At 38.1% G+C, this 21,208-nt stretch carries 18 protein-coding genes and 1 pseudogene; 14 read left to right on the top strand and 5 right to left on the bottom strand.

Annotation, left to right across the window (positions count from 1 at the left end):
* The first annotated feature begins 182 nt into the window (after window positions 1-182).
* The 3 genes from WAO84_RS07545 to WAO84_RS07555 are packed head-to-tail and all read left to right on the top strand — an operon-like array spanning window position 183 to window position 2,087.
* Window positions 183-1,028 (top strand): alpha/beta fold hydrolase, encoded by an 846-nt coding sequence (locus WAO84_RS07545; protein ID WP_340064849.1) that lies wholly within the window; start codon window positions 183-185, stop codon window positions 1,026-1,028.
* Window positions 1,025-1,516: an RNA polymerase sigma factor gene (locus tag WAO84_RS07550; protein ID WP_340064850.1), complete on the top strand. Its 492-nt coding sequence runs from the start codon at window positions 1,025-1,027 to the stop codon at window positions 1,514-1,516. Before WAO84_RS07545 ends, WAO84_RS07550 begins: the two co-directional genes overlap by 4 nt.
* Window positions 1,506-2,087 (top strand): hypothetical protein, encoded by a 582-nt coding sequence (locus tag WAO84_RS07555; protein ID WP_340064851.1) that lies wholly within the window; start codon window positions 1,506-1,508, stop codon window positions 2,085-2,087. The genes WAO84_RS07550 and WAO84_RS07555 overlap by 11 nt, the downstream gene beginning before the upstream one ends.
* An 8-nt stretch (window positions 2,088-2,095) precedes the next feature.
* On the opposite strand, the gene WAO84_RS07560 is transcribed toward WAO84_RS07555, so the two are convergent.
* Window positions 2,096-2,488, bottom strand: a complete 393-nt coding sequence (locus WAO84_RS07560) for a thiol-disulfide oxidoreductase DCC family protein (RefSeq protein WP_340064852.1) — start codon at window positions 2,486-2,488, stop codon at window positions 2,096-2,098.
* A gap of 250 nt (window positions 2,489-2,738) precedes the next feature.
* Here WAO84_RS07560 and WAO84_RS07565 point away from each other — a divergent pair, with 250 nt between their 5' ends.
* The 4 genes from WAO84_RS07565 to WAO84_RS07580 all read left to right on the top strand — a co-directional run bounded on the left by WAO84_RS07565 (window position 2,739) and on the right by WAO84_RS07580 (window position 5,620).
* Window positions 2,739-3,083 (top strand): hypothetical protein, encoded by a 345-nt coding sequence (locus tag WAO84_RS07565; RefSeq protein ID WP_340064854.1) that lies wholly within the window; start codon window positions 2,739-2,741, stop codon window positions 3,081-3,083.
* A 136-nt stretch (window positions 3,084-3,219) separates the two neighbouring features.
* Window positions 3,220-4,491 carry a DUF2157 domain-containing protein gene (locus WAO84_RS07570; RefSeq protein ID WP_340064855.1) on the top strand — a complete coding sequence of 424 codons (1,272 nt, stop codon included), beginning with the start codon at window positions 3,220-3,222 and terminating at the stop codon, window positions 4,489-4,491.
* A 5-nt stretch (window positions 4,492-4,496) separates the two neighbouring features.
* On the top strand, window positions 4,497-5,054 hold the full coding sequence (locus WAO84_RS07575) for a GDYXXLXY domain-containing protein (protein WP_340064856.1): 558 nt from the start codon (window positions 4,497-4,499) through the stop codon (window positions 5,052-5,054).
* 185 nt (window positions 5,055-5,239) lie between these two features.
* On the top strand, window positions 5,240-5,620 hold the full coding sequence (locus tag WAO84_RS07580) for a hypothetical protein (protein ID WP_340064857.1): 381 nt from the start codon (window positions 5,240-5,242) through the stop codon (window positions 5,618-5,620).
* A 118-nt stretch (window positions 5,621-5,738) separates the two neighbouring features.
* On the opposite strand, the gene lysS is transcribed toward WAO84_RS07580, so the two are convergent.
* Entirely contained in the window at window positions 5,739-7,427 is a 1,689-nt protein-coding gene (gene lysS / locus WAO84_RS07585; protein ID WP_340064859.1) for a lysine--tRNA ligase, read from the bottom strand.
* 272 nt (window positions 7,428-7,699) lie between these two features.
* On the opposite strand from lysS, the gene WAO84_RS07590 reads away from it, so the two are divergent.
* The 3 genes from WAO84_RS07590 to lipB are packed head-to-tail and all read left to right on the top strand — an operon-like array spanning window position 7,700 to window position 9,382.
* A complete protein-coding gene (locus WAO84_RS07590; RefSeq protein ID WP_340064860.1) occupies window positions 7,700-7,858 on the top strand; it encodes a YqaE/Pmp3 family membrane protein in 159 nt (52 codons plus the stop codon).
* A 6-nt stretch (window positions 7,859-7,864) separates the two neighbouring features.
* Complete coding sequence (locus tag WAO84_RS07595; protein ID WP_340064861.1) at window positions 7,865-8,614, top strand: hypothetical protein; 750 nt, start codon at window positions 7,865-7,867, stop codon at window positions 8,612-8,614.
* 51 nt (window positions 8,615-8,665) lie between these two features.
* Window positions 8,666-9,382 (top strand): lipoyl(octanoyl) transferase LipB, encoded by a 717-nt coding sequence (gene lipB, locus WAO84_RS07600; RefSeq protein ID WP_340064863.1) that lies wholly within the window; start codon window positions 8,666-8,668, stop codon window positions 9,380-9,382.
* A gap of 45 nt (window positions 9,383-9,427) precedes the next feature.
* Here lipB and WAO84_RS17205 read toward each other — a convergent pair.
* The 3 genes and pseudogenes from WAO84_RS17205 to WAO84_RS07610 all read right to left on the bottom strand — a co-directional run.
* Window positions 9,428-9,586, bottom strand: a pseudogene (locus WAO84_RS17205) (hypothetical protein); the annotation flags it as partial.
* A 621-nt stretch (window positions 9,587-10,207) separates the two neighbouring features.
* The gene (locus WAO84_RS07605; RefSeq protein ID WP_340064865.1) at window positions 10,208-12,673 is read right to left on the bottom strand and encodes a hypothetical protein; all 2,466 of its coding nucleotides are present in this window, start codon (window positions 12,671-12,673) and stop codon (window positions 10,208-10,210) included.
* Between the two features lie 29 nt (window positions 12,674-12,702).
* On the bottom strand, window positions 12,703-13,308 hold the full coding sequence (locus tag WAO84_RS07610) for a ribonuclease HII (protein ID WP_340064866.1): 606 nt from the start codon (window positions 13,306-13,308) through the stop codon (window positions 12,703-12,705).
* Between the two features lie 153 nt (window positions 13,309-13,461).
* Here WAO84_RS07610 and WAO84_RS07615 point away from each other — a divergent pair, with 153 nt between their 5' ends.
* The 4 genes from WAO84_RS07615 to WAO84_RS07630 all read left to right on the top strand — a co-directional run bounded on the left by WAO84_RS07615 (window position 13,462) and on the right by WAO84_RS07630 (window position 20,950).
* Entirely contained in the window at window positions 13,462-16,494 is a 3,033-nt protein-coding gene (locus tag WAO84_RS07615) for a SusC/RagA family TonB-linked outer membrane protein (protein WP_340064868.1), read from the top strand.
* Window positions 16,495-16,524: 30 nt separating this feature from the next.
* Window positions 16,525-17,994, top strand: coding sequence for a RagB/SusD family nutrient uptake outer membrane protein (locus tag WAO84_RS07620; protein ID WP_340064870.1), 1,470 nt, complete (start codon window positions 16,525-16,527; stop codon window positions 17,992-17,994).
* 26 nt (window positions 17,995-18,020) lie between these two features.
* Window positions 18,021-18,857 carry a DUF1735 domain-containing protein gene (locus tag WAO84_RS07625; protein WP_340064871.1) on the top strand — a complete coding sequence of 279 codons (837 nt, stop codon included), beginning with the start codon at window positions 18,021-18,023 and terminating at the stop codon, window positions 18,855-18,857.
* Between the two features lie 158 nt (window positions 18,858-19,015).
* Entirely contained in the window at window positions 19,016-20,950 is a 1,935-nt protein-coding gene (locus WAO84_RS07630) for a putative porin (RefSeq protein WP_340064872.1), read from the top strand.
* Window positions 20,951-21,208: the final 258 nt, after the last annotated feature.

Raw genomic sequence — 21,208 nt, forward strand, 5'->3', positions numbered from 1 at the left:
TTATTTTGTTTTACTCAGATTTTAGTTAGACAGAGTGCTTCTATAGCACTCTTTTTTTTATTCCTTAACACCAGGATCTCACTCTCCTTTAACAGATAAACCTAAAAAACATATTTTTTATGTGTAGAGGTAACAATTATGTGTAAACTGCATCCAAAGGGTAAAATAAAAAAATCAAAAATATGAAGTTTTTAAGATGGCCATTATTAGGGCTTTTATGGTTTATGGCAAGTTCTCTTTTTGCGCAATATCCTGAATTTGAAGTAGAAATTAAAGGTAAGGGGACCCCTGTTTTATTATTCCCGGGTTTTAGTTGTACGTCTGAAGTTTGGGATACTACTGTACAACAGATTTCAGAACAATACGAATGTCACGTATTTACCTTTGCAGGATTTGGCAATGTGCCACCTGTAGAAGGTAACTGGCTTTTGCGTATTAAGAATGCCGTAAAGAAATACATGTATGAAAAAAACATGTACCATACGGTTTTAATTGGGCACAGTATGGGGGGCACTCTCGCTCTCTGGCTTGGCCTTGAAGAACAATCCCGGCTTGAGAAAATCATTGTGGTAGATGCTTTACCTGCTATGGGTGCTTTAATGATCCCCGATTTTGATCCGGATTACATTACTTATGATAATCCCTATAATCAACAGTTACTTAAAATGGATGACGTAGCATTTAAGAATATGGTCAGTAACATGGCTGCTTTTATGAGTAAAAATCAAGATTATCATAAGCAATTAACAGACTGGATGGTTCAGGCAGATCGTAAGACCTATGTATATGGTTATACTGATTTACTTAAATTAGACATCCGGAAAGAGCTTTCCGGGTTGAAAATACCGGTAGTTATACTTGCAGCCACTTTTCCCGATAAAGAGGCAGTGATCAAGAACTATAAAGCTCAATATACGGCACTCCCTTATAAAACCTTTTATTATGCTGAAAATGCGGCTCATTTTATTATGTATGATGATCCTGAATGGTACTCAGAAAAAATTGAAGAGCAACTTCCTGTAAAGTGAAAAATAGAGAGCAATTTTTTAATGAGATCTTCCAGATATGTCACCCCAAAGTTTACCGGCTTTGTTTGGGGTATTTTAAAGGTGATACAGCAGTGGCAGAAGATGTTGTTCAGGAGGTTTTTATAAAGGTTTGGTTGCATATGGATACTTTTCGTGAAGAGTCTTCTATTACAACCTGGGTATATCGAATTGCAGTTAATACCTGCCTTATGGAATTGCGTAAAAGTAAGCCCGAAACCACCAGAGCAGTTACTTCTCAAGTAGTTTCAGAACCACAAACCGATGATAGTCAGCAGGAAAAGATCTTACTGCTTAATAACTGCATCTCACAACTGGAACCTGTAAACAAGTTAATTATTTTGCTAGTGCTTGAAAACACAGCATATAATGAAATAGCTTCTATAACCGGTCTTAATGAAACGGCCCTGCGGGTGCGTATTCATCGAATAAAAAAACGTTTAACAAAATGTGTAAAACATGACTCCTGATAATTTTAAAGAAATACAAAAACTCTGGAATCAACAGGAAACAAATCCTGTAGCTCCTGTAGAACTTATGGAAAAAGGCAGGGATGCACAAAAAAAAATTAAGAATCAGCATAAATATACCATGATCATAATGGCGGTCACAGCGGGTATTTTGATCTCCTTTTTTATATCTATTGCTGCATGGCACTACGAGGGCTTTACTGCAAAATTGTTTTTAATGGTGTTTGTTTTACTGTTACGCTGGCTATTGGAAAAATATAGTTTTCGCAGGTGGCATCATATCAAACCTATATTATCTGCAGAAATGTATATGAAAAAAATTACTGCATTTTACCGTTGGAGAAGGAAACTACACATTGTATATACCCCGATACTGATAATGATTTATACAATAGGCTTTGTATTGCTACTGCCTTATTTTGAAGCGGGTCTTTCCAGAGGGTTTTACTTGTATGTTGTATGGAGTGGAGTGGTTAGCATTGCGGTAATTTGTGTAATTATTTTCTGGCAAACAAGAAAAGAGTTACGTTTGCTCCGGTTTTTAAAGAAACATTACTTTTCAGAGGTTTGAGCCAGGCTTTATTTCTCGATGTGAATACTGCAGTCATCATGGCGTAACCCAAACCAGCGTATGCGGTTTTGGGAAGCATATTTATACAAAGCATCTCTAAAAGCAGCGGGTATGTATTTACACAAGGCCGCCGGGTATTTCCAGTAAGGAAAAAAGGAAACCATAGTTAAAAAAGCGGAGGAGTGGGTTAAGATTTTGTCACGGTGAATAAAAATTAGGGTGTCTAACCGGTCTGGTGGAAAACCCAGGAACACGAGTAGATCCTGACCTTCATGAGACTGGAAAGGGACAAAGGTGAAAGTATTCTCCGGGGCCGATTGAAGTGCCCAATCCACAACAGTATTGCATAAATTACAGGAACCGTCAAAAATAAGTATGGGTTGGTTATTGTTTGTGTGCATGACTTTGATTTTGGATCAATAACATGGCAATAGTCGATAAATAACCATGATCATTTCATTGTAAGTGTTAGTTTTTTCCTGAATTTTCAGGAGCCGCCGCCACGTAATGACCAAAACCCGTCAAAAGTTTGCTTTATTTCCCTTATATGGCTTAAGTACTTTCTTCAGGGAAAAGCCCCTTCTTTTTTCCTGATTTACCCTTTATAAAAAAGCTGGAGTACTACGTAGTTTTGCCTATATCAATCATTGAATGAGCATTATGGCGATAGAAACTTTTGAGGTAACTTCATATAAACTGGACAATGAATTGGCTATTGTTTTCTGGCAGGGTGTTCAGATACGTACTAAAGGGCATTTGCTATGTACAGGCAGTGATTACCGGTTTATCATTTTTTTTCTAAGTGAGGAAAACACGCTTCCATTAGCCGCGTATATGCCTGAATATAAACTGGCCGCAGTATTTGCATTTGAGCACGAAAGAGAATCCTATATAGAACTTTTAGAAGCAGGCCGCGTATATGCCTGTATGAGTACTCATAGTCCAGATCAAAATCTTCTTACAACCCAAAAACCGGTAAGATGTATTCTTCCTTAAGCTATTAATCGATACCTCCTTTTTGCTTACCGGTTTTTTTATCTATCAGTAAATTGTACATTTATAGGTAGCTTACAGCACGATAATGGGTTTGATCGCTTTTACTTGATGTAAGTCGTATTTATAAAACAACAGAGTGAGTACCAAACTTGAAAAAGACCTGAAAAAACTGGTAAATGAGAAGGTAATATCTCCCGATACGGCCCATGCCATTCGTTCATGGTATGATAAGAACAAGGGGGTAATGCCCAACCGTTTACTTTTGGTATCGGGGGTTTTGGGAGCGCTCTTAACGGGGTTGGGTATTATACTTATTCTAGCTCACAATTGGGATCATTTTTCGCGCCCCGTACGCACAATACTGGCCTTTTCTCCGCTGCTTTTGGGACAAGGAATTGTAGCGTATGTACTTATTAATAACAAAAACTATGTTTGGAAAGAATCGGCTGCAACATTTTTGTTTTTTGCAGTAGGTTCCTGCATATCCCTCATCAGCCAGATCTATCATATACCAGGAGAGGTAGAAGATTTACTTCTAATATGGATGATACTTTGCGCTCCCTTAATCTATTTGCTTACTTCTAAAGCTTTGGGAATACTACATTTAGTATTTTTAACCTGGTGGGCCGTTTCTTCAGGATATTCTTATCAGGCAGAATCGCCCTGGGTGTACTGGGTTTTGCTGGCAATATTGGTTCCTTTTATAGTCCGCATGTATCATAAAAACACTACTTCCAACACATTCTTTGTAATTACATGGCTTCTTTCTATAAGTATGACCATTTGTCTGGGAGCATTTGTTGAAACAGAGGAGATGGGCTTCCTGCTTTATATTCTTTTCTTTTCCTGTTTATATTCTTTTGGCGCGATACTGGCCCCTGAAATTGAGAGCATTACCAAAAACGGATTTCTGGTAACAGGCTCACTTGGTACCGTAATTACGCTACTGATCATGAGTTTTCAATCTTTCTGGGAAGGGGTGGCATCGTTACAGGGATATGCTGGTAGTGAATGGCTATTGTTGTCACTTTTCTTTGTTCTTTTAGTTTTCTTAAGCCTCAGTCACCTTTTAAAGAGAAAAGGCTTTGATGGTTTTTTGGTAGTTCCTTTTGCTTTTTCTGCTATTTTTTGGTTGGGAACAGGCTACCCCCTGTTGGCAATGATCTGCCTGAACCTGTTCATTCTGGTATTGGGAATTTCTATTTTGGCAGTGGGCGCAAGAACAAAAAGCTTATTGCGTCTTAATTACGGACTTCTCATAGTGGCGATATTGATTGTATGTCGGTTTTTCGATACCCATATAAGCTTTGTAATACGGGGGTTGGTATTTATAGGTGTGGGAATTGCATTTTTTATTGCGAACTACTCGGTCTTAAGAGACCAACGGAAGCATAATCATAAACTTTGAGTGTCATGAAAAAACGATGGGTCTTCATCTTTTTTATTGCTCTGGCTTTTATACAATTAAGCGTGCCGGGCTATATGATATACACTAACGAAGATACTTTTCGAAATGGAGAAGCTTTTAAGTTTGTGATAAGACCCGTAGATCCTACAGATCCGTTTCGGGGAGAATATATTACCCTTTCGTTTGCTCTTAATGAATTTGAGACCGAAGAAAAAGGGTGGAAATACAACTCTGATATATTTATCGCTTTAGACAGAGATGAAAATGGTATAGCGGTGATCAAAAGCGTGTCTTCCAAAGCACCTTCGCATACAGAAGTTTATATAAAAGCAAAAGTAACGGGATATTATGAAGGCAAAGTAAGTTTTCAATTGCCCTTTAATCGTTTTTATATGAAAGAGTATAGAGCGTATGAGGCAGAACGCCTCTTTAGGGAGCAGGTGAGAGAAGGGACTGGTCAGGACCATTATGCTATTGTTTTTATTAAAAAAGGCCATGCCCTTATTGCCGATGTTTTTCTCGATGGTACATCCGTCAATAAGATCTACCAGTCTTCGAAATAGCATAAAGATCTTTAAGGGTCGATTTTATAGTATGTTCCTGAAAAACTATTTGTTACAAATTTAAAAAATTGATCAACTTTGTTTGTTAAGTTTATTTTTGTAGGATTAATCATATTTTTTTTATACTTTTACCTTAAATGCTGTAAGGTTAACGCTTTACAGTATAACCAACCAAATGAAGCAAAATGTTTAAAGAAGTTAAACTCAGGGTTTTCTTATGGATGCTTGTGGGTTTGTTTCCTTTTTTGACCACATGTAATGAGTCTCATATTTTGAAAACGAGAGCATCTCAGGTACTTTCTGAGATCAGTTCTGAATTAGCCGATGCTGTAAATAAACTGAATAGCCATAATGTGCTTTTGGTGAGTAGAACTGCCAGAGGCCTGAAGGTTGATTTTCATAATGGGCTCGAAGAGCCTTTTAAAGGGCGTACTCAGGGTATTATAATTTGCAGGAATACTAAAATGGTTTTTGTAAAATGTGTGGAAGAAACTTTGAAACAAGGTGACATGCTTCTGTTGTACTATGATGCAAATAGCAAGGCCTATGTTGCGGAAGAAGTATAACAGGTTCATAGGCTTTTGAGCCTCCCCAACACGTTATTTTTGTAGTAACAAATTATCAAAACAAGCAAAACGCTAAAAAGTTTTTTTCAGCGTTTGTTTTACCATTCATTCCGGGTTTTTATACTATTTCTACAAAAAGCCCTTCCTCTGTTTTTTCTATTTTTATCAAACCCTTAGAAACCAAACCTTTCTGAGCTTTGTCCCATTTCTTATTTGACAGGCCCGAAGTTTGTTTTACGTCCTGCAGCAATTTTCTTTCACCTTCTTCCAGATGAGAAAAAATATCCATTTCTTCAAGTGTCATTTCCACTTTCTTTTTTTCAGGTTTCATTTGCGGGAAGAACAATACTTCCTGAATAGAAGCATTGTTGGTTAGGAACATGATCAGCCGGTCCATACCTATTCCCAGCCCACTGGTAGGAGGCATTCCAAATTCAAGAGCCCTTAGAAAGTCATGGTCAATAAACATAGCTTCATCATCTCCTCTTTCAGAAAGCTTTAATTGCGCTTCAAATCGCTCTCGCTGATCGATAGGGTCATTGAGTTCTGAATAAGCGTTAGCTACTTCCTTGCCACATATCATGAGTTCAAATCGTTCGGTGAGGTCCGGATCTTCTCTGTGCGTTTTACAAAGAGGACTCATCTCTTTGGGATAATCTATAATAAAAGTAGGTTGAATAAAATTATTTTCACACTTTTCGCTGAATATTTCATCTATGAGCTTTCCTTTTCCCATACTGTCATCAATAGCAATGCCCATTTCTAAAGCAGCCTTTCGCAATTCTTCTTCGGTTTTACCCGTAATATCAAAACCGGTGTACTTTTTAATAGCATCGGTCATGGTAACCCTTTGATAGGGCGCTTTAAAATCTATGTCATGAGAACCAAAAACAGCTTTGGTGGTTCCGTTAACGGCAATGGCTGCGTGTTCCAGTAATTTTTCAGTAAACTCCATCATCCATTTATAATCCTTGTAGGCTACATAGATCTCCATAACTGTAAACTCGGGATTATGTGTACGATCCATTCCTTCGTTCCTGAAGTTTTTGGAGAATTCATATACGCCTTCAAAACCGCCTACAATAAGCCGTTTCAAATACAACTCATTGGCAATTCGCATGTATAGCGGAATATCAAGGCTGTTGTGATGCGTTATAAAAGGGCGGGCTGCAGCACCTCCGGGAATAGACTGTAACACCGGGGTTTCTACTTCAAAATACCCGTGGGCATTAAAGTATTCGCGCATGGCATTGTATAACAACGACCTTTTTTTAAATGTTTCTTTTACGTGAGGATTCACTACCAGATCTACATATCGCATACGATACCGCTGCTCAGGATCGTTAAACTCATCATGTGTTTTTCCCTCGGCATCTACTTTTGGAAGTGGTAAAGGGCGCAGCGATTTGCTAAGCAGTGTGAAGTTATTGACCATAACCGTTTTTTCACCCACTTGCGTGGTGAAAAGAGTACCTTCTATTCCCAAAAAGTCTCCCAGATCAATAAGTTTCTTAAAAACGTCATTATACAGGCTTTTGTCTTCATCAGGACAAATTACATCACGATTAAGGTAGAGCTGAATGCGCCCTTCGTGATCCTGTAATTCTGCAAAAGAAGCTTTTCCCTGAACTCTGGAAGACATGAGCCTTCCGGCAATAACTACTTTTTGCCCCTCTTCAAACTGCTCTTTTATCTGCCTGGAATTGTGGCTCACGGGATATAATGCCGCGGGATATGCTTCTATTCCCAAAGCACGTAATTTGGCTAGTTTTTCTCTTCTTATAATTTCCTGTTCAGAAAGCTGCATAATACGCTTAGAATGAGTTAATATTTTTTGAATGCGCAAAGATAGGCATTTGCATAGATTTTCATAAACAGCTAACTAACTTCTTTAAATGCAACAGGTACTTAAAACTTTTCCTGGCATAAACCATCTATTAAGGAAAATATGAAACGTATTAGAAGGGCCGATAGTGAACTATTGAGAGCTAAAATAGGTGATGTTAACAATACCTTACAATATTTTCGGGTTATCACATATTTTTATATCTTCAGGCCGTTATATTTAAAACAAATTGAATGAGTTTCTGGAGAGTTTTACTGGCTATAATTTTTCCTCCACTGTCTGTTCTCGATAAGGGCTGTGGCTCTATTCTTATCGTATTTATCTTATGGTTGTGTGGTTGGATACCTGGTGTCATAGCTGCTTTGATCATACTTAATAACCCCAAAAATTAGCATTTTATGAAAAAGATGTATTCATGTATGCTATTGATCTTAACAATAGCAGTTCTGTCCTGTAACTTTTCTGAAGAGCTTTACCTTAATGAAGATGGAAGTGGGCGAATGTCTATTAAATTTGATGGTTCTGAACTATTACAGATGCAAGGTACTAGCAGTACCGATAAAGAAGGGGGCGAAAAACCAATGGACTCTGTCATTTCGTTTAGTAAGCTACTGGAAGATAAAAAAGACAGTATTGCTCATCTATCTCCTCAGGAGCAGGCAAGATTGCAGAAGTTGGAGCCATTTTTTATGCACGTTCTCATGAATGAGAAAACAAAAGAGATGAAACTGGACCTATATACTGATTTTACCAGTGTTTCTGAACTTTCTGATGTTTTTGGTGCATTTCAAAACGCGAGTGCTTTCGGTATGCAGGGTGCCCGTACAAATGAGTCTGCAGATGCATTGAATTCAGGAGATGCAACCGAAATATCATATACGCTTTCTAAGAACGTTTTTAAGAGAACGGCAAAAGTACTGGATTATGAGTTACTTCAACGAAATATTGATAGCCTGGGTCGTATGGAGACCTTTTTAAGCAGCTCAAAATATACACTTACCTATCATTTTCCCAAAAAGATCAAATCAGTTTCAGTTAAAGAAGCTCAGATAAGCGAAGATGGCAAAACACTTGTCTATGAAGTGCCTTTTATGGACTTTATGAACAATCCGGAAATATTAAATATCGAAGTGATTCTTGAGAATTAACCGTACGCAGTAACCAATGCGTATATAAAAGGGTTGTTGTACCTTTGTGGCATGAACAAGAGCGTTATACTGGAAGACTTAGGGTATAAAGATTTCGGGGAGACCTGGGAATATCAGGAAACCTTGTTTAAGAATATCCTGGACAGGAAAATTGCCAACCGGAGACAGGGCACACAGCATGAAACTCCCAATTATTTTTTGTTTGTAGAGCACCCTCATGTCTATACTTTAGGTAAGAGTGGTGATATGAGTAATTTGTTATTGGCAGAAAGTGAGTTAAAAACCAGAGGTGCCACTTTTTACAAAATAAACAGAGGAGGTGATATAACGTATCACGGTCCCGGGCAGATCGTAGGGTACCCTATTCTTGATCTGGACAACTTTTTTACAGACATTCACAAGTATTTGAGGTTTTTAGAAGAAATGGTGATCCGGGTTTTAAAGGAATACGATTTATCGGCCACACGTAGTGAGGGAGAAACGGGCGTTTGGTTGGATGTAGGTACTCCTTTTGCACGAAAAATTTGTGCTATGGGCGTTAGGGCTTCACGTTGGGTCACCATGCATGGCTTTGCTTTAAACGTAAATGCAAATTTGGGGTATTTTGATAATATCATACCCTGCGGCATTAAGGAAAAAGCAGTAACTTCTCTTAATGTAGAGCTTGGGGTGCCTGAAGTTCCTTTAAATGAAGTTAAAGAAAAACTGCTCTTTCATTTTGAACAACTTTTTGAAGCACATTTTGTTAAAGAAAAAACCGGAGCTTAAAAGAAAACCAGAGCTAAAAAATATAAGTATGGCTTAGGGTATTCTCTAATGAACATTTCTCTCTTCTGTTTTGCACTTTACCCCAAGCAGTATGATGGTCTCTGCCACAGGCTCCTGTTCTCCTTTTCCATAAGTGGTAATAGTTGAATTGGGAAGGCCAAGATCATTGACTAATATATTTTTTACAGTATTTGCTATTTGTAGAGAAAGGTTGAGGTAGAACTTTTCATTACGTCGGCATTCGTATGTGCTACGACATTGATCTTACCTTTCTCATCTTTCAACACCAGAGCAATTGCCTTAAGAACACCATAAGATCTGGGTTTTAACCATTGCAGACCTGAATTTGATAAGGATATCCGTAGTGCTAAACTTTCCGTCTTTCTTCAGCATACTTCGATAATCGTCTCCTCCTTCGGTTATTTTGAAATTGGAAATAAAACCTGCCAGACTCCATTTTTAAATCCTGTAGAGTGTAGTTTTATGTAATTGGCTTTTCCTTCGTTAACCGGTCGGAGGTATCAATTTTTTTATTGATCCACAGTCTTAAAGTGCTTTTGTTTACAGCTATTGAAGCATGAACAAACCCTCTCATTACCTGCCGCGTTCCCTTTTGTACGGTGTTCCGGATATTTGTTTGTCGTTGGCATATTTATTTGTGGAAATACCAATGTTAACATACTGGCAAAACGGAAGACTTAATGAAGTACGATTTGCGTTTCGCTCAAAACCATTTTCTTCATCCGGCCAGATATTCATTCTGGCAACAAAACAGAACCCGGGGTAGTATAATAATTAGTAGATAGGTTTTGAGTAACAGCTCACCTAGTTTATTCTATATACAAGTAAGGTATTGTCTTCTCCTTTTGTAACGACTTCTATCTTCTGGTCATTGTCTATATCATTAAGATCTATTGAACTATTGCCATATACGGGGAAATTTGCTATGGGCATTCCTTGACTATCAAAAAGATACGTGTTGTTCGCGTCTGTGTCGGTAATTGAGATGTAAATTTTATTTTGTATATAAAATATTCTGGGAGCGGTGTAAATCCCGAAATCCAATTCTATCTTTTTACCTTTAATGGTCAATTCATTGTCAGAAAAAGTAACCAGTGTTTTAGCAGTAGCATCAATTTGGTGATTTTCCTTTAATCCCAAACTTTTCTTTTCTATAGCGCCTTTTAAATCAATTTGAACAAGATTTCCCTCCGTGTCGGTGGTAGTTATTTGGTTATTGTACCAATATATCTCATTTCCTGAGGGAGTAACCTTGCTTTTAGGTTTGATGCGATGGTTGCCTTTGCGGTCTCTGATAGAGATCTGTTCTTTTTCACTAAAAATTAGATAATCTTTGCCAGACACTCTTAAATGTTTGGGGGGTGCCGTAAAAACACTTTTGGCCTTTGTAAAACCAAAACCTTTTACTACCTCACCATTTTTGGTGAACATGCTCAATGAGCTACCCTGACATATTAGGAACCGGTAGTTGTGATTTTTATCATAGTCAAAAATGGCCAGCGGTTGCGTAATTTTTTTAGAAGATGCAATGGGAAAAGGTGCCACTGTGTTACCGTTACGATCTATGACATATATAGATGAATCTGTAGCAAAAGCAAGTTGTAATCTTCCATTGCGGTAGAGGTCCACCTGTTGTATTCGCCCCAGAATTTTACCATCCAGTTCTTTTTTCCACAATATTTTTCCCTGGTTACTTATTAAATATAAATGGTTACGTACATCCTGTACAACAATCTCTTTTTCTTTGGTACGGTGGTTTTGAACAAATACGGGGTCTGTTGCCAGATCATTATCTAAAGCAATACTTAGTATTTGAGATGCCACACCCTCTAAGGGCCTTTGATCCTGTTGTTTAATAAAAGCGTTGGTGTGTAAAAAATTTTTATCAGATATAAATTGTAGGGCTGCTATGGGATATTCTTTAACATTCAAAGAAGCAATGTCTTTTTGATAGCGCTCTTGTACGGTTTGGGAAACTATTTCTTTCATTCCCGGATTTACGCCCAGTATAAGCACTGAAGCCTTATCATTAAGGTGTGCTTGTATCTCTTTATAAGCCGAACTCCTTTTAAGGGTGCTTTGGTTTTGATAGTTATCAATAATGGGATATAGTTTTTCGGGTTGGTCTGCAAACACCATAAAGTGATCAACAGTTGTGTAAAAGTTAGCAGCTACATTTGATACCAGAGGAAAAAGATGGTCGGCCAAAAGGCTAAAGTTTTCCATACGGTAGATCCTGGTATTGCGATGCTCTTCGATCAGGCTACTTTGGTTTTCCAATGAGGTTTTGGCAGCTTCAATATTAGTAAAATGAACACCTACACAGATGCCCTGTTCATGATAAATAAGTCCTATTTCACTGGAAAAATCAAAAAAATCATTTTTTTCATTTTTTATTTTGTCACTGTAAGCACTAAGGTTTTTACGAACTTCTTCCCAGGTGTCATAAGTAAACGAAATAGCGGCCCGGGCCGAAAGAGGAGTGATTTCAGGAAGGTTGTTCTCTGACGGATTGGTATTTTTAAAGATAGAAAGGAGGGTTTTAGTAGAGTCTCCCGGAATTGCAATACCGCTTAACAACAATTGTTTTTGGTCAATAAGAGGGTCAAAAGCTACCCATTCGGCCGGGATTTGTTCTTCAAAATGCTGGACGCCGGGAAAGATGCTACTCAAAAAATCGTAGAATTTTTCACCTTTTAGAAAAACATTTGCAGAGATGTCTGTATTAACAGTTGCAAAAACCTTCTTTAATCCCTTCACATCAGAAAGTGTGTTCAATTCCTGTTGCCGTATAAGATTTTCAATTACCAGTTTTGAAGATGAAATAACTGCTTTGTCTTTTATTTTGGTGTGATAAGTGGTGTTATTGCGTGTTACCACTCTGTCAATAAAAGCATTGTCATATTCAAACCTTTCAGAACGTACATCCTGCAGAGAATCAGTTATAAAAAGCTGGTCGTTGTATTGCGTAATAACTGTGTATTCAAAATTATCTTTCCCTACTTCATTAAAGCATAAGATAAATTCGGTTTCCGGATCTAGAAGATCTAAATGATTCAACAATTCATTAAAACGAATGCCGGTAGGGCTCTCGGCCAGGGGTTTAATGAACTGATTGTTTTTTAATTCACTTTTAAAAGAAGTAAAATCGTTTACCTGGAGTATTGCAAAAGTATTTTGAGGAATGTAACTGGTAAGTCCTGAAACCTTTTTTTCTGTAGGATTACACCCTGTAATCAAAAACAGTAAAGCAATAAGTGTTTTTTTCATTTTTCCCTATTTGCTACAAAAATAGAAAATCACAATGCTAACTTCAATTGTTCCGGCAATAGTCTGAAGCTTTTTCTGTGATATTCAGTAATTCCGTATTTTCTGATAGCTTCACGATGCTCCCGGGTGGGGTATCCTTTATTTTGAATCCAGTTGTACATGGGGTATTCTTCGTGAATTTTTGCCATATAAGCGTCCCTGTAGGTTTTGGCAAGAACCGAAGCTGCTGCGATACTCATATATTTTGCATCCCCTTTTATAATACATTCATAAGGAATTTTTTCGAAAGGTTTAAACCGGTTACCGTCAACAATAATGAAACCGGGTTTTGCAGAAAGTTTGCCAAGGCTTCGGTGCATAGCCTCTATAGAGGCATTAAGAATATTCATTTCGTCTATTTCAAGAGGAGATACATGTGATACCGCAAATGAAAATGCCTCTTGCTCTATTAACGTTTTAATGAGGTCTCTACGTGTGGCAGTAAGTTGTTTTGAGTCATTGAGGTCGTTGCAGATAAAGGATGATCTCAAAATTACGACCGCCGCAGTTACCGGTCCGGCTAGGCATCCCCTTCCAGCTTCATCTGTACCGGCTTCCAGGCCTTTTCTTTCAGAAAAATTAGAAAGTAAAGTCATGAGTAGGTTTTTTCAATAAACTTATGCTTTTGTTTTAAAAACGACAAATTTTTAAAATTCTTTATGCTTTTTAACATCTGGCTTACCGCTTTTATTTGTTTTATTAAGAAATTATTAAGAAGTTTGCCACTGACTAAATCAAATTAATTAAATATGAGATCAAAGTTTACTTGGATGTTAACGCTATTGTTGGCGTTAGTAGTGCAAATCTCATTTGCACAGGAAAAAACTGTTACAGGTAACGTGACCGACGAAACGGGTTTGCCGTTACCTGGAGTTAACGTTGTGGTTAAAGGTACTACCAAAGGAACACAAACTGACTTTGACGGAAACTATTCTATTTCTGTTAATGTTGGTCAAACATTGGTATTTACCTACATTGGATTGAAAAATGCAGAGAGAGTAGTGACTAGTTCGAATGTGATAAACGTTCAAATGGAAGAAGATGCACAGGCTCTTGAAGAAGTTGTTGTAGTAGGATATGGTACCAGGTCTAAGGAGTTGAGTACATCTGCTATATCAACGGTATCTGCAGAGAAAATCGAAGCATTTGTGCCAACGACCAGTTTGGATAATATTCTACAAGGTCAGGCTGCCGGTGTTCAGGTAACTGCTGCTAACGGTAGGCCGGGACAAACCGCATTTGTACAAATACGGGGTGCAGGTTCGATCAATGCCAGTACCAACCCTCTGTATATTGTAGATGGGATACCGGTAAGTAATGATTTTCTAAACAACATACCTCCCGGAGATATTGAAAGTTTCTCTATCTTAAAAGATGCAGCAACTGTTTCCAAATATGGTTCCAGGGGTGCAAATGGTGTGGTTGTAATTACTACAAAACAAGGAAAATCAGGTGATGCACGCGTTGTATTCCGTTCTTCTTACGGTTTTTCCAAAAGGATCCCTGATCCGTTCGATTTAATGAACGCCAGTCAGAAATTAGAGTTGGAAAGACAATTTGCGGCACTAGGAGTAGAAGCTGCTCAGGCACTGCCAGGCGCACAAGATGCTGCTACCGTGGCAAGATTCCGTTCGTTTGATACGAACTGGGAAGAAGAATTATTAAGAACTTCTGTTATTCAGAATAACTCACTTTCTGTATCAGGAGGAGATGATCGTCTTACCTATTTCCTTTCTTTAGCGTATGATAAAGATTCAGGTATTATTGACAGAATAGATGGTTTTGAAAGGATTTCTGCTCGTTTGAATACTACATATAAAGCAAAAGAGTGGTTGGAAATAGGAGCAAACATATCACTTGCCAGAAATACTTCAGATCTTCCCAGGGATAGAAACAATGTTCAAAACCCGTTTAGGGCGATGTATGATTACAACCCGTGGGATCCATTATTTTTAAGAGACGGAAATGGCGATGTAGTTGTAGATTCTCAGGGAGAACCCGTATTTAACCCTACAACCACTAACTTCCCTATAGCTTTGGCATTACAGACAGAGCCTGAAGATAACAGGAACTTCCTGATCTTAGGTAGTCTTTTCGCTGATATTAAGTTTTCAGACAAATTCTCAAACCGATTCACGGTAGGTGCTACCAGCAACCGTTTTAATAGAACTACCAGATCATTACCCGGAGGGGTGCTTCAGGGATTCATAGGAGATTCTAATTTCCCGGGAACACAAACTGATAACTTCTCAATGAACCTTGAATATAACGTGAACAACGTTTTAACATATTCAGATGTTTTTGACGATGTGCACAATGTTCAGGTCGGGTTCCTTATGGAATATAATGAGCGTATTTTTACCGACTTATTCGTTACTGCCAGAGGTTTCCCAAGTCCGGACTTCCCTTATCAGGATGTGTCTGCTGAGCCTACGGCTTCAGGTTCTGGAGAATCGAGAAGAGCATTATTCTCTCAAGGTTTGTTCTTAGATTATGATTACGATGGGAAATACATTGTTTCCGGTTCGATCAGACGTGATGGATCAACAAGATTTGGTGAAGATAACAAGTACGGAACGTTCTTTAGTGCCAGTGCGGCCTGGAACATCGCCCGTGAAAGCTTTATGGAAGGTTCTGTGTTTAACAACTTAAAATTAAGAGCGTCATACGGTACTTCCGGTAACCAGAATATTCCAGATTTCCAGTTCCTGGATCGTCTAGGGTTTGGTACCTACAATGGTTTCACCACAGCTATTCCTTTAGGAGTGGGTAATCCAGCGATTCAGTGGGAGTCTCAGGCTATTCTCGATATTGGTGTGGAATTTGGTCTGTTTAATGACCGAGTTACCGGTGTGGTTGACTACTTTAAGAAAAATTCAAAAGACCTTCTCTTGAACAGGCCTATTTCTCAAACAGTAGGTGATGAAGATAATGCAGTATTCCAAAATGTGGGAGAGGTTCAGAACTCAGGTATTGAAATAACATTGAATGCAGATATTATAAGGTCTCAGGATCTTAGATGGTCAGTTGGTTTTAACGGTACCTTCATCGATAATGAAGTAGTTTCCTTAGTTGATGGAAATGATATTATTCGGGGTAATACCATATTGAGAGAGGGTGAAGAGATTAACTCTTTCTTCCTGGTACGTTATGCCGGAGTAAATCCTGCCAATGGAGAGCCATTATATCGTGATCTTGATGGTAATGTAACCAACGAATTTAGTCCTGGTTTCCAGACATTGCTTGAAGGAAAGTCACCAGTGGCTGATTTTGAGGGAGGTTTTAATACATCATTCTCTTATAAAGGATTTGGAATACGTGCTGACTTTGCTTACAGAAGAGGAAATTACATTCTTAACTTCCAGCGTTCGGCAGGTATAGCTATTGGAAGTATTAATTTCAATCAGAGAGTTGAGGCTTTCAACTACTGGAAACAGCCCGGTGATCAAAACGTTCACCCTAGTCCGTTGTTCCAGACCACATCAGATCAGACTTCAACCAGATTCCTGGAAAGAGGAGATTTTATAAGACTTAGAACACTTACCGTAGATTACAATTTCCCTAGCAAGTATTTAAGAGATTTTGGAATAAGCTCACTTAGACTTTTTGCTTCCGGACAAAATTTATGGACTATTACCAATTATAACGGTGATCCTGAAATTGGTTTAGGTTCTGCTGAAACAGCTGAGCCTGGAGATGATGGTTTTGTTCCCGGTGAGTTTGCTTTGTTTAGTTATCCTCAAAGAAGTTTTTATACATTCGGTATAGAAGTTGGATTTTAATTGAAAAAAAGATTTAGTAAAAGCATAGATATGAAAAATAATATAAAACTTTTATACGCTTTGTTTCTATCATTCGCCTTTTTTGGGTGTGATGATGAGATAAATGAGCTCACGCCTTTTACAGAGGGAGATCCGGCGACATTTTTTAACAGTGTTTCGGCGTTCCAGAATGGTGTGAATGGAATTAACAGTCAATTCTGGAACTATTATGCCAGTTCCGGTTCTGGTTTATATGGTATTCCAGACATTTTAGCAGATAATGTAATTCTCGCACAAACTGGAAGACGATCCAATGAGGATTATTATGATTATCGCTACGTACCCAATTTCGGAGGTGCTGTGGCACTATATTGGAGTGAGTGCTACGAAGCTATAAATGCAGCTAACGTTATAATTGGACAAATTGATAATTTGTCTGATGGGCCAGATAAAGATAATATTCTGGGGCAGGCTTTAGCAGGGAGAGCCCTTGCGCACTTTGACCTTGCCAGAATTTATGCCAAAATACCAACACAAAGTACTGATGCAAATTCTTCTTTAGGTATTGTGTATTTAAAAGTTGAAGATGGCGACACCGGAGATCCATTTGCGCAGCCTGCTCGTGAAACGGTTGCAGATAACTACACTGAGATCATAGGAGATATGGAAAGAGCTGCTTCTTTGATAGGTGATGATAATGGTGAAGGTAGGTTTAACAGAGATGCTGTTTATGGCTTTTTATCCAGAATTTATCTTTACAACGGAGAATACCAAAAAGCTATAGATGCGGCTGATGAAGTGAGCGTACCCATGGCTACCGGTGCACAGCTTCCTGATGTTTATAGAGATGCCAGTGAGGCAGGGGTGGTTATGGAATTTTCTGTAAATACCACTTCAGAGGCTGGTTTTGCTAATGTAGGGGTACTTTACAGTCAAAGTAGTCTAGATCCTGATACAGGCGAAATAACCAGTACCAGATCAGAATATGTAATAGACTTTGAATTCTTTAATTCAATTAATGACAATGATATAAGAAAGTCTGTTATGCAGTTTGTAGGTACACAAGATGGGAACGACTACAATGCCATAACCAAGTTTCTGGGTGAGCCTGGTCAGGTAAATGGTAGGATCGATATTAAAGTATTAAGAGCTGCGGAGGTTGTACTTAATAAAGCTGAGGCACAGTTTGAATTGGGGCAGGAGCCTCAGGCACTTCAAACACTTAACACTTTGAGAGATCTTCGTTACAGCTCCTACACCGGAGGTGAAACCGGCCAGGATCTTGAAGATGCTATTCAATTTGAAAGAAGAGTGGAACTTTCTTTTGAAGGACATCGGTTTTTTGATATTAAAAGAAGAGGAGAAAGTGTTAACCGTTCCAACAACGGTGATTTAATTGACGGGAGTGGAACACCTCCTGAATTCCTTACATTACCAGTAGGTAATTTTAGATTCCAGTTCCCAATTCCAATTGACGAGATCAATGCAAACGTCAATATGGAGCAGAATGATGGTTATTAATACTAATTCTCCTAAAAATGTATAAAATGAAAAAAATATTAAATAAACTATCGGTAATGGTAATAGCAGTATTAGCTATTACTTCATGTGCCGATAATGATATTGAGATTTTTGATGCCAGAAATGGCCGGGCAATCGCAGGGTTTAGTAACCCAACAGAATCGCCTACAGTTATTTTTAACCCTGCCGAGGATACTGAGAATACCTTTACAATAGGTGTATCTACTGTGTCTGATAGTGATAGAGCAGTTGTGTTAGAGGTGGATCTTGATGAGACTACCTTAGATGAGTCTTACTATTCAATTAGTACATTAAATCCCGTAATTCCAGCAGGAGAATTTACAGTAGACATTATAGTCACAACATTTGGCTCAGATGTTCTCCCTGGTTCATCAGATTTCATTGCTTTAAACCTGGTTTCCGTTGAAGGGGCAGAAATTTTGGCAGAATCAAGATCTGAACTGGAAATCGGATTAGATGTAAGATGTCCTGATGTACAGTTAGATACTCTTCCCGGGAGCTACACTGTAACACGATCTACTTTTGCCGCTTTCTTTGGTGAAACGGATTTCGACAGAGAAGTTATTGCGGGCCCCGGTGAGAACCAGTTAACAATTGTTGGAGGTACGTATATTACAGAAGGTGCTGAAGATCTTATTATTACTATAGATCCTGAAACAGGAGCTGTTACAGCCGTTGATGAAACCAAAATAGCATCACAGGTATTTTCTTCACCTAATACCTATAGATTTCAGCCCGGAGGTAGAGTGCTAACCTGTGTGGGTATTATTCAGGTGAGTCTTGATTTTGGAGGTTCACTTGGAGGAAACGCTCACGTTTTCCACCTGCTTAAACAGCCTTAAAAGCTGTCATTAAATTGCAGTATTATATGTAAATACTGTTATCTTAACAATATGAAAACCGTCAAATATTATTTGGCGGTTTCTTTTTTATTTTAAAATTTCATTTCTGTTTTATATTCATTCAAATACTATAACTTTGCCTTTAAAATTCTTTTTTAATGAGGCGTTTTTTAACTCTACTCTTTTTATTCGCTATAGGTAGGTTTGGTTTGGCACAGGACATCCCCATTGCTTCAGAAGAGATGCCGCCAGCCAAACTAAAAAAAAACAAAAAAAATAATGATACTGATATATCTATAAAAGACTACCAGATCATTTCCGTTGAAAGAGATACCGCACATTTTGATACAACCCTTACCATTCAAAAAGACTATAAGTTTAACTATCTGAGAAGGGATGATTTTGAACTTTTGCCCTTCTCCAACCTGGGGCAGCCTTATAATAAACTTGGGTATGCCATGGCCGAAGGAACTCTTTTTCCGCAAATAGGGGCCAAAGCCAAGCATTTTAACTATATGCAGGCCGAAGATATTAGCTATTACAGAGTTCCCACACCCACAACAGAATTGCTCTTCAGGAGCGCTATGGAACAAGGCCAGTTGGCCGATGGTTTTTTTACGGCCAATACTTCAGAACGATTTAATTTCTCGATAGCCAATAAAGGACTACGTTCCCTTGGGAAGTATCAAAATATTAGATCGAGTGTTGGTAATTTCAGGCTTACAGCCAATTACAGATCTAAAAATAACCGGTATTTGTTAAGGGCACATTTTGTATCACAGGATATTGCCAACCAGGAGAATGGGGGTATTACTGAAAAGGAACAGTTTGAATCCGGAGAAGATGAGTTTACAGACAGATCCCGAATTGATGTTGTTTTTCAGGATGCTGAAAACAAACTACTGGGAAAGCGATATTATTTTGACCAGGAATATACGTTACGTGAGTATCGTGATTCTACAAGTTATTCCCGTCTTAGTCTCGAGCATGCGTTTAATTACGAGACCAAAGTATATCGTTTTGAACAGGATGATGCTAACGACTTTTTTGGGGCTTCTTTTGAAAATTCAGACCTCCTGGACAGAATTCAGTTAAGGACCATGTATAACGAATTGACCGCTCATTACGACAGTAAAATAACAGGAAAACTTTCATTTGGTGCGATTTCTTATAATTATGACTACTTTTTCAAAAGCATCCTGTTTACCAGTGAAGGTGTTATTACCAATCAGCTTAAGGGAGAAGAGTTTGGTTTAAAAGCAGCATGGCATAAACAAATAAAAGGCTTTGCTTTGCATGTTGACGGGGCAACTAATATTTCAGGAGATTTGGGAGGAACATCACTCAAAGCAGCCCTTTCATATGATCTTAAGGATAAAGGCTTTTTTAAAGCAGGTATTTATAGCAGGTCGCGAATGCCTGATTTCAACTTTCTTTTATATCAAAGCAACTACCAGAGCTACAACTGGCAGAATACAGATAGTTTTAATAAACAGGAAACAGCCGGGATCTTCACCAATTTCAATTTGTTCAAATGGTTTGATCTGCAGGCGAATTATAGTGTGATTGACAATTATACCTATTTTGCTCCTGTTTCTGCAGATGAGGGCGCTCAGATATCGCCGTTTCAAAGTGAAGGGACCATTAACTATTTAAAAGTAAAACTTACCAACGAGTTTAGATTTGGGAAATTTGCACTGGCTAATACATTTATGTATCAAAATGTAACACAGGACCAGGACATACTAAACGTGCCTCAGTTTGTGACCAGAAATACGTTTTATTTCTCAGATCATCTTTTTAAAAAGGCGATGTTTGTGCAAACCGGGTTCACATTTAAATATTTTACATCATATTATGCAGATGGATACAACCCTTTAATAGCCGAATTCTTTTCTCAAAATTCTGAAGAAATAGGCGGTTTTCCTCTTATAGACTTTTTTATTAATGCCAGAGTTCAACAAACCAGAATATATTTAAAAGCTGAACACTTCAATTCTTCATTCACAGGCTTCAATTTTTATGCTGCTCCCAATAACCCTTATCGGGATTTTATCGTAAGATTTGGGCTGGTTTGGAACTTCTTTTTGTAAAAAAGTTTGTTTTGTCCCTGCCTAATGCATTTGTTTTCCCTTCCTAACTAGTTATGTTATAGTTTTTTGCGGATTAAAGATGAGAAAGGGTTGGTTAATGTGGTTGTAATTAGGATTGATTTTTTATATTTGCAGCCGTTTTTGAGGGGAGTAGTTGAGAGATATAGGTTGTTATTTTTTTATTGTTAGTTGGGATAAATTTTTTTCAAAAAAGATTTGTGATACGGTAAAAAAGTTTTTTATATTTGCAGCCGCTTT

The sequence above is a fragment of the Ascidiimonas aurantiaca genome (assembly GCF_037646345.1).
Taxonomy (GTDB): Bacteria; Bacteroidota; Bacteroidia; order Flavobacteriales; family Flavobacteriaceae; genus Ascidiimonas; species Ascidiimonas aurantiaca.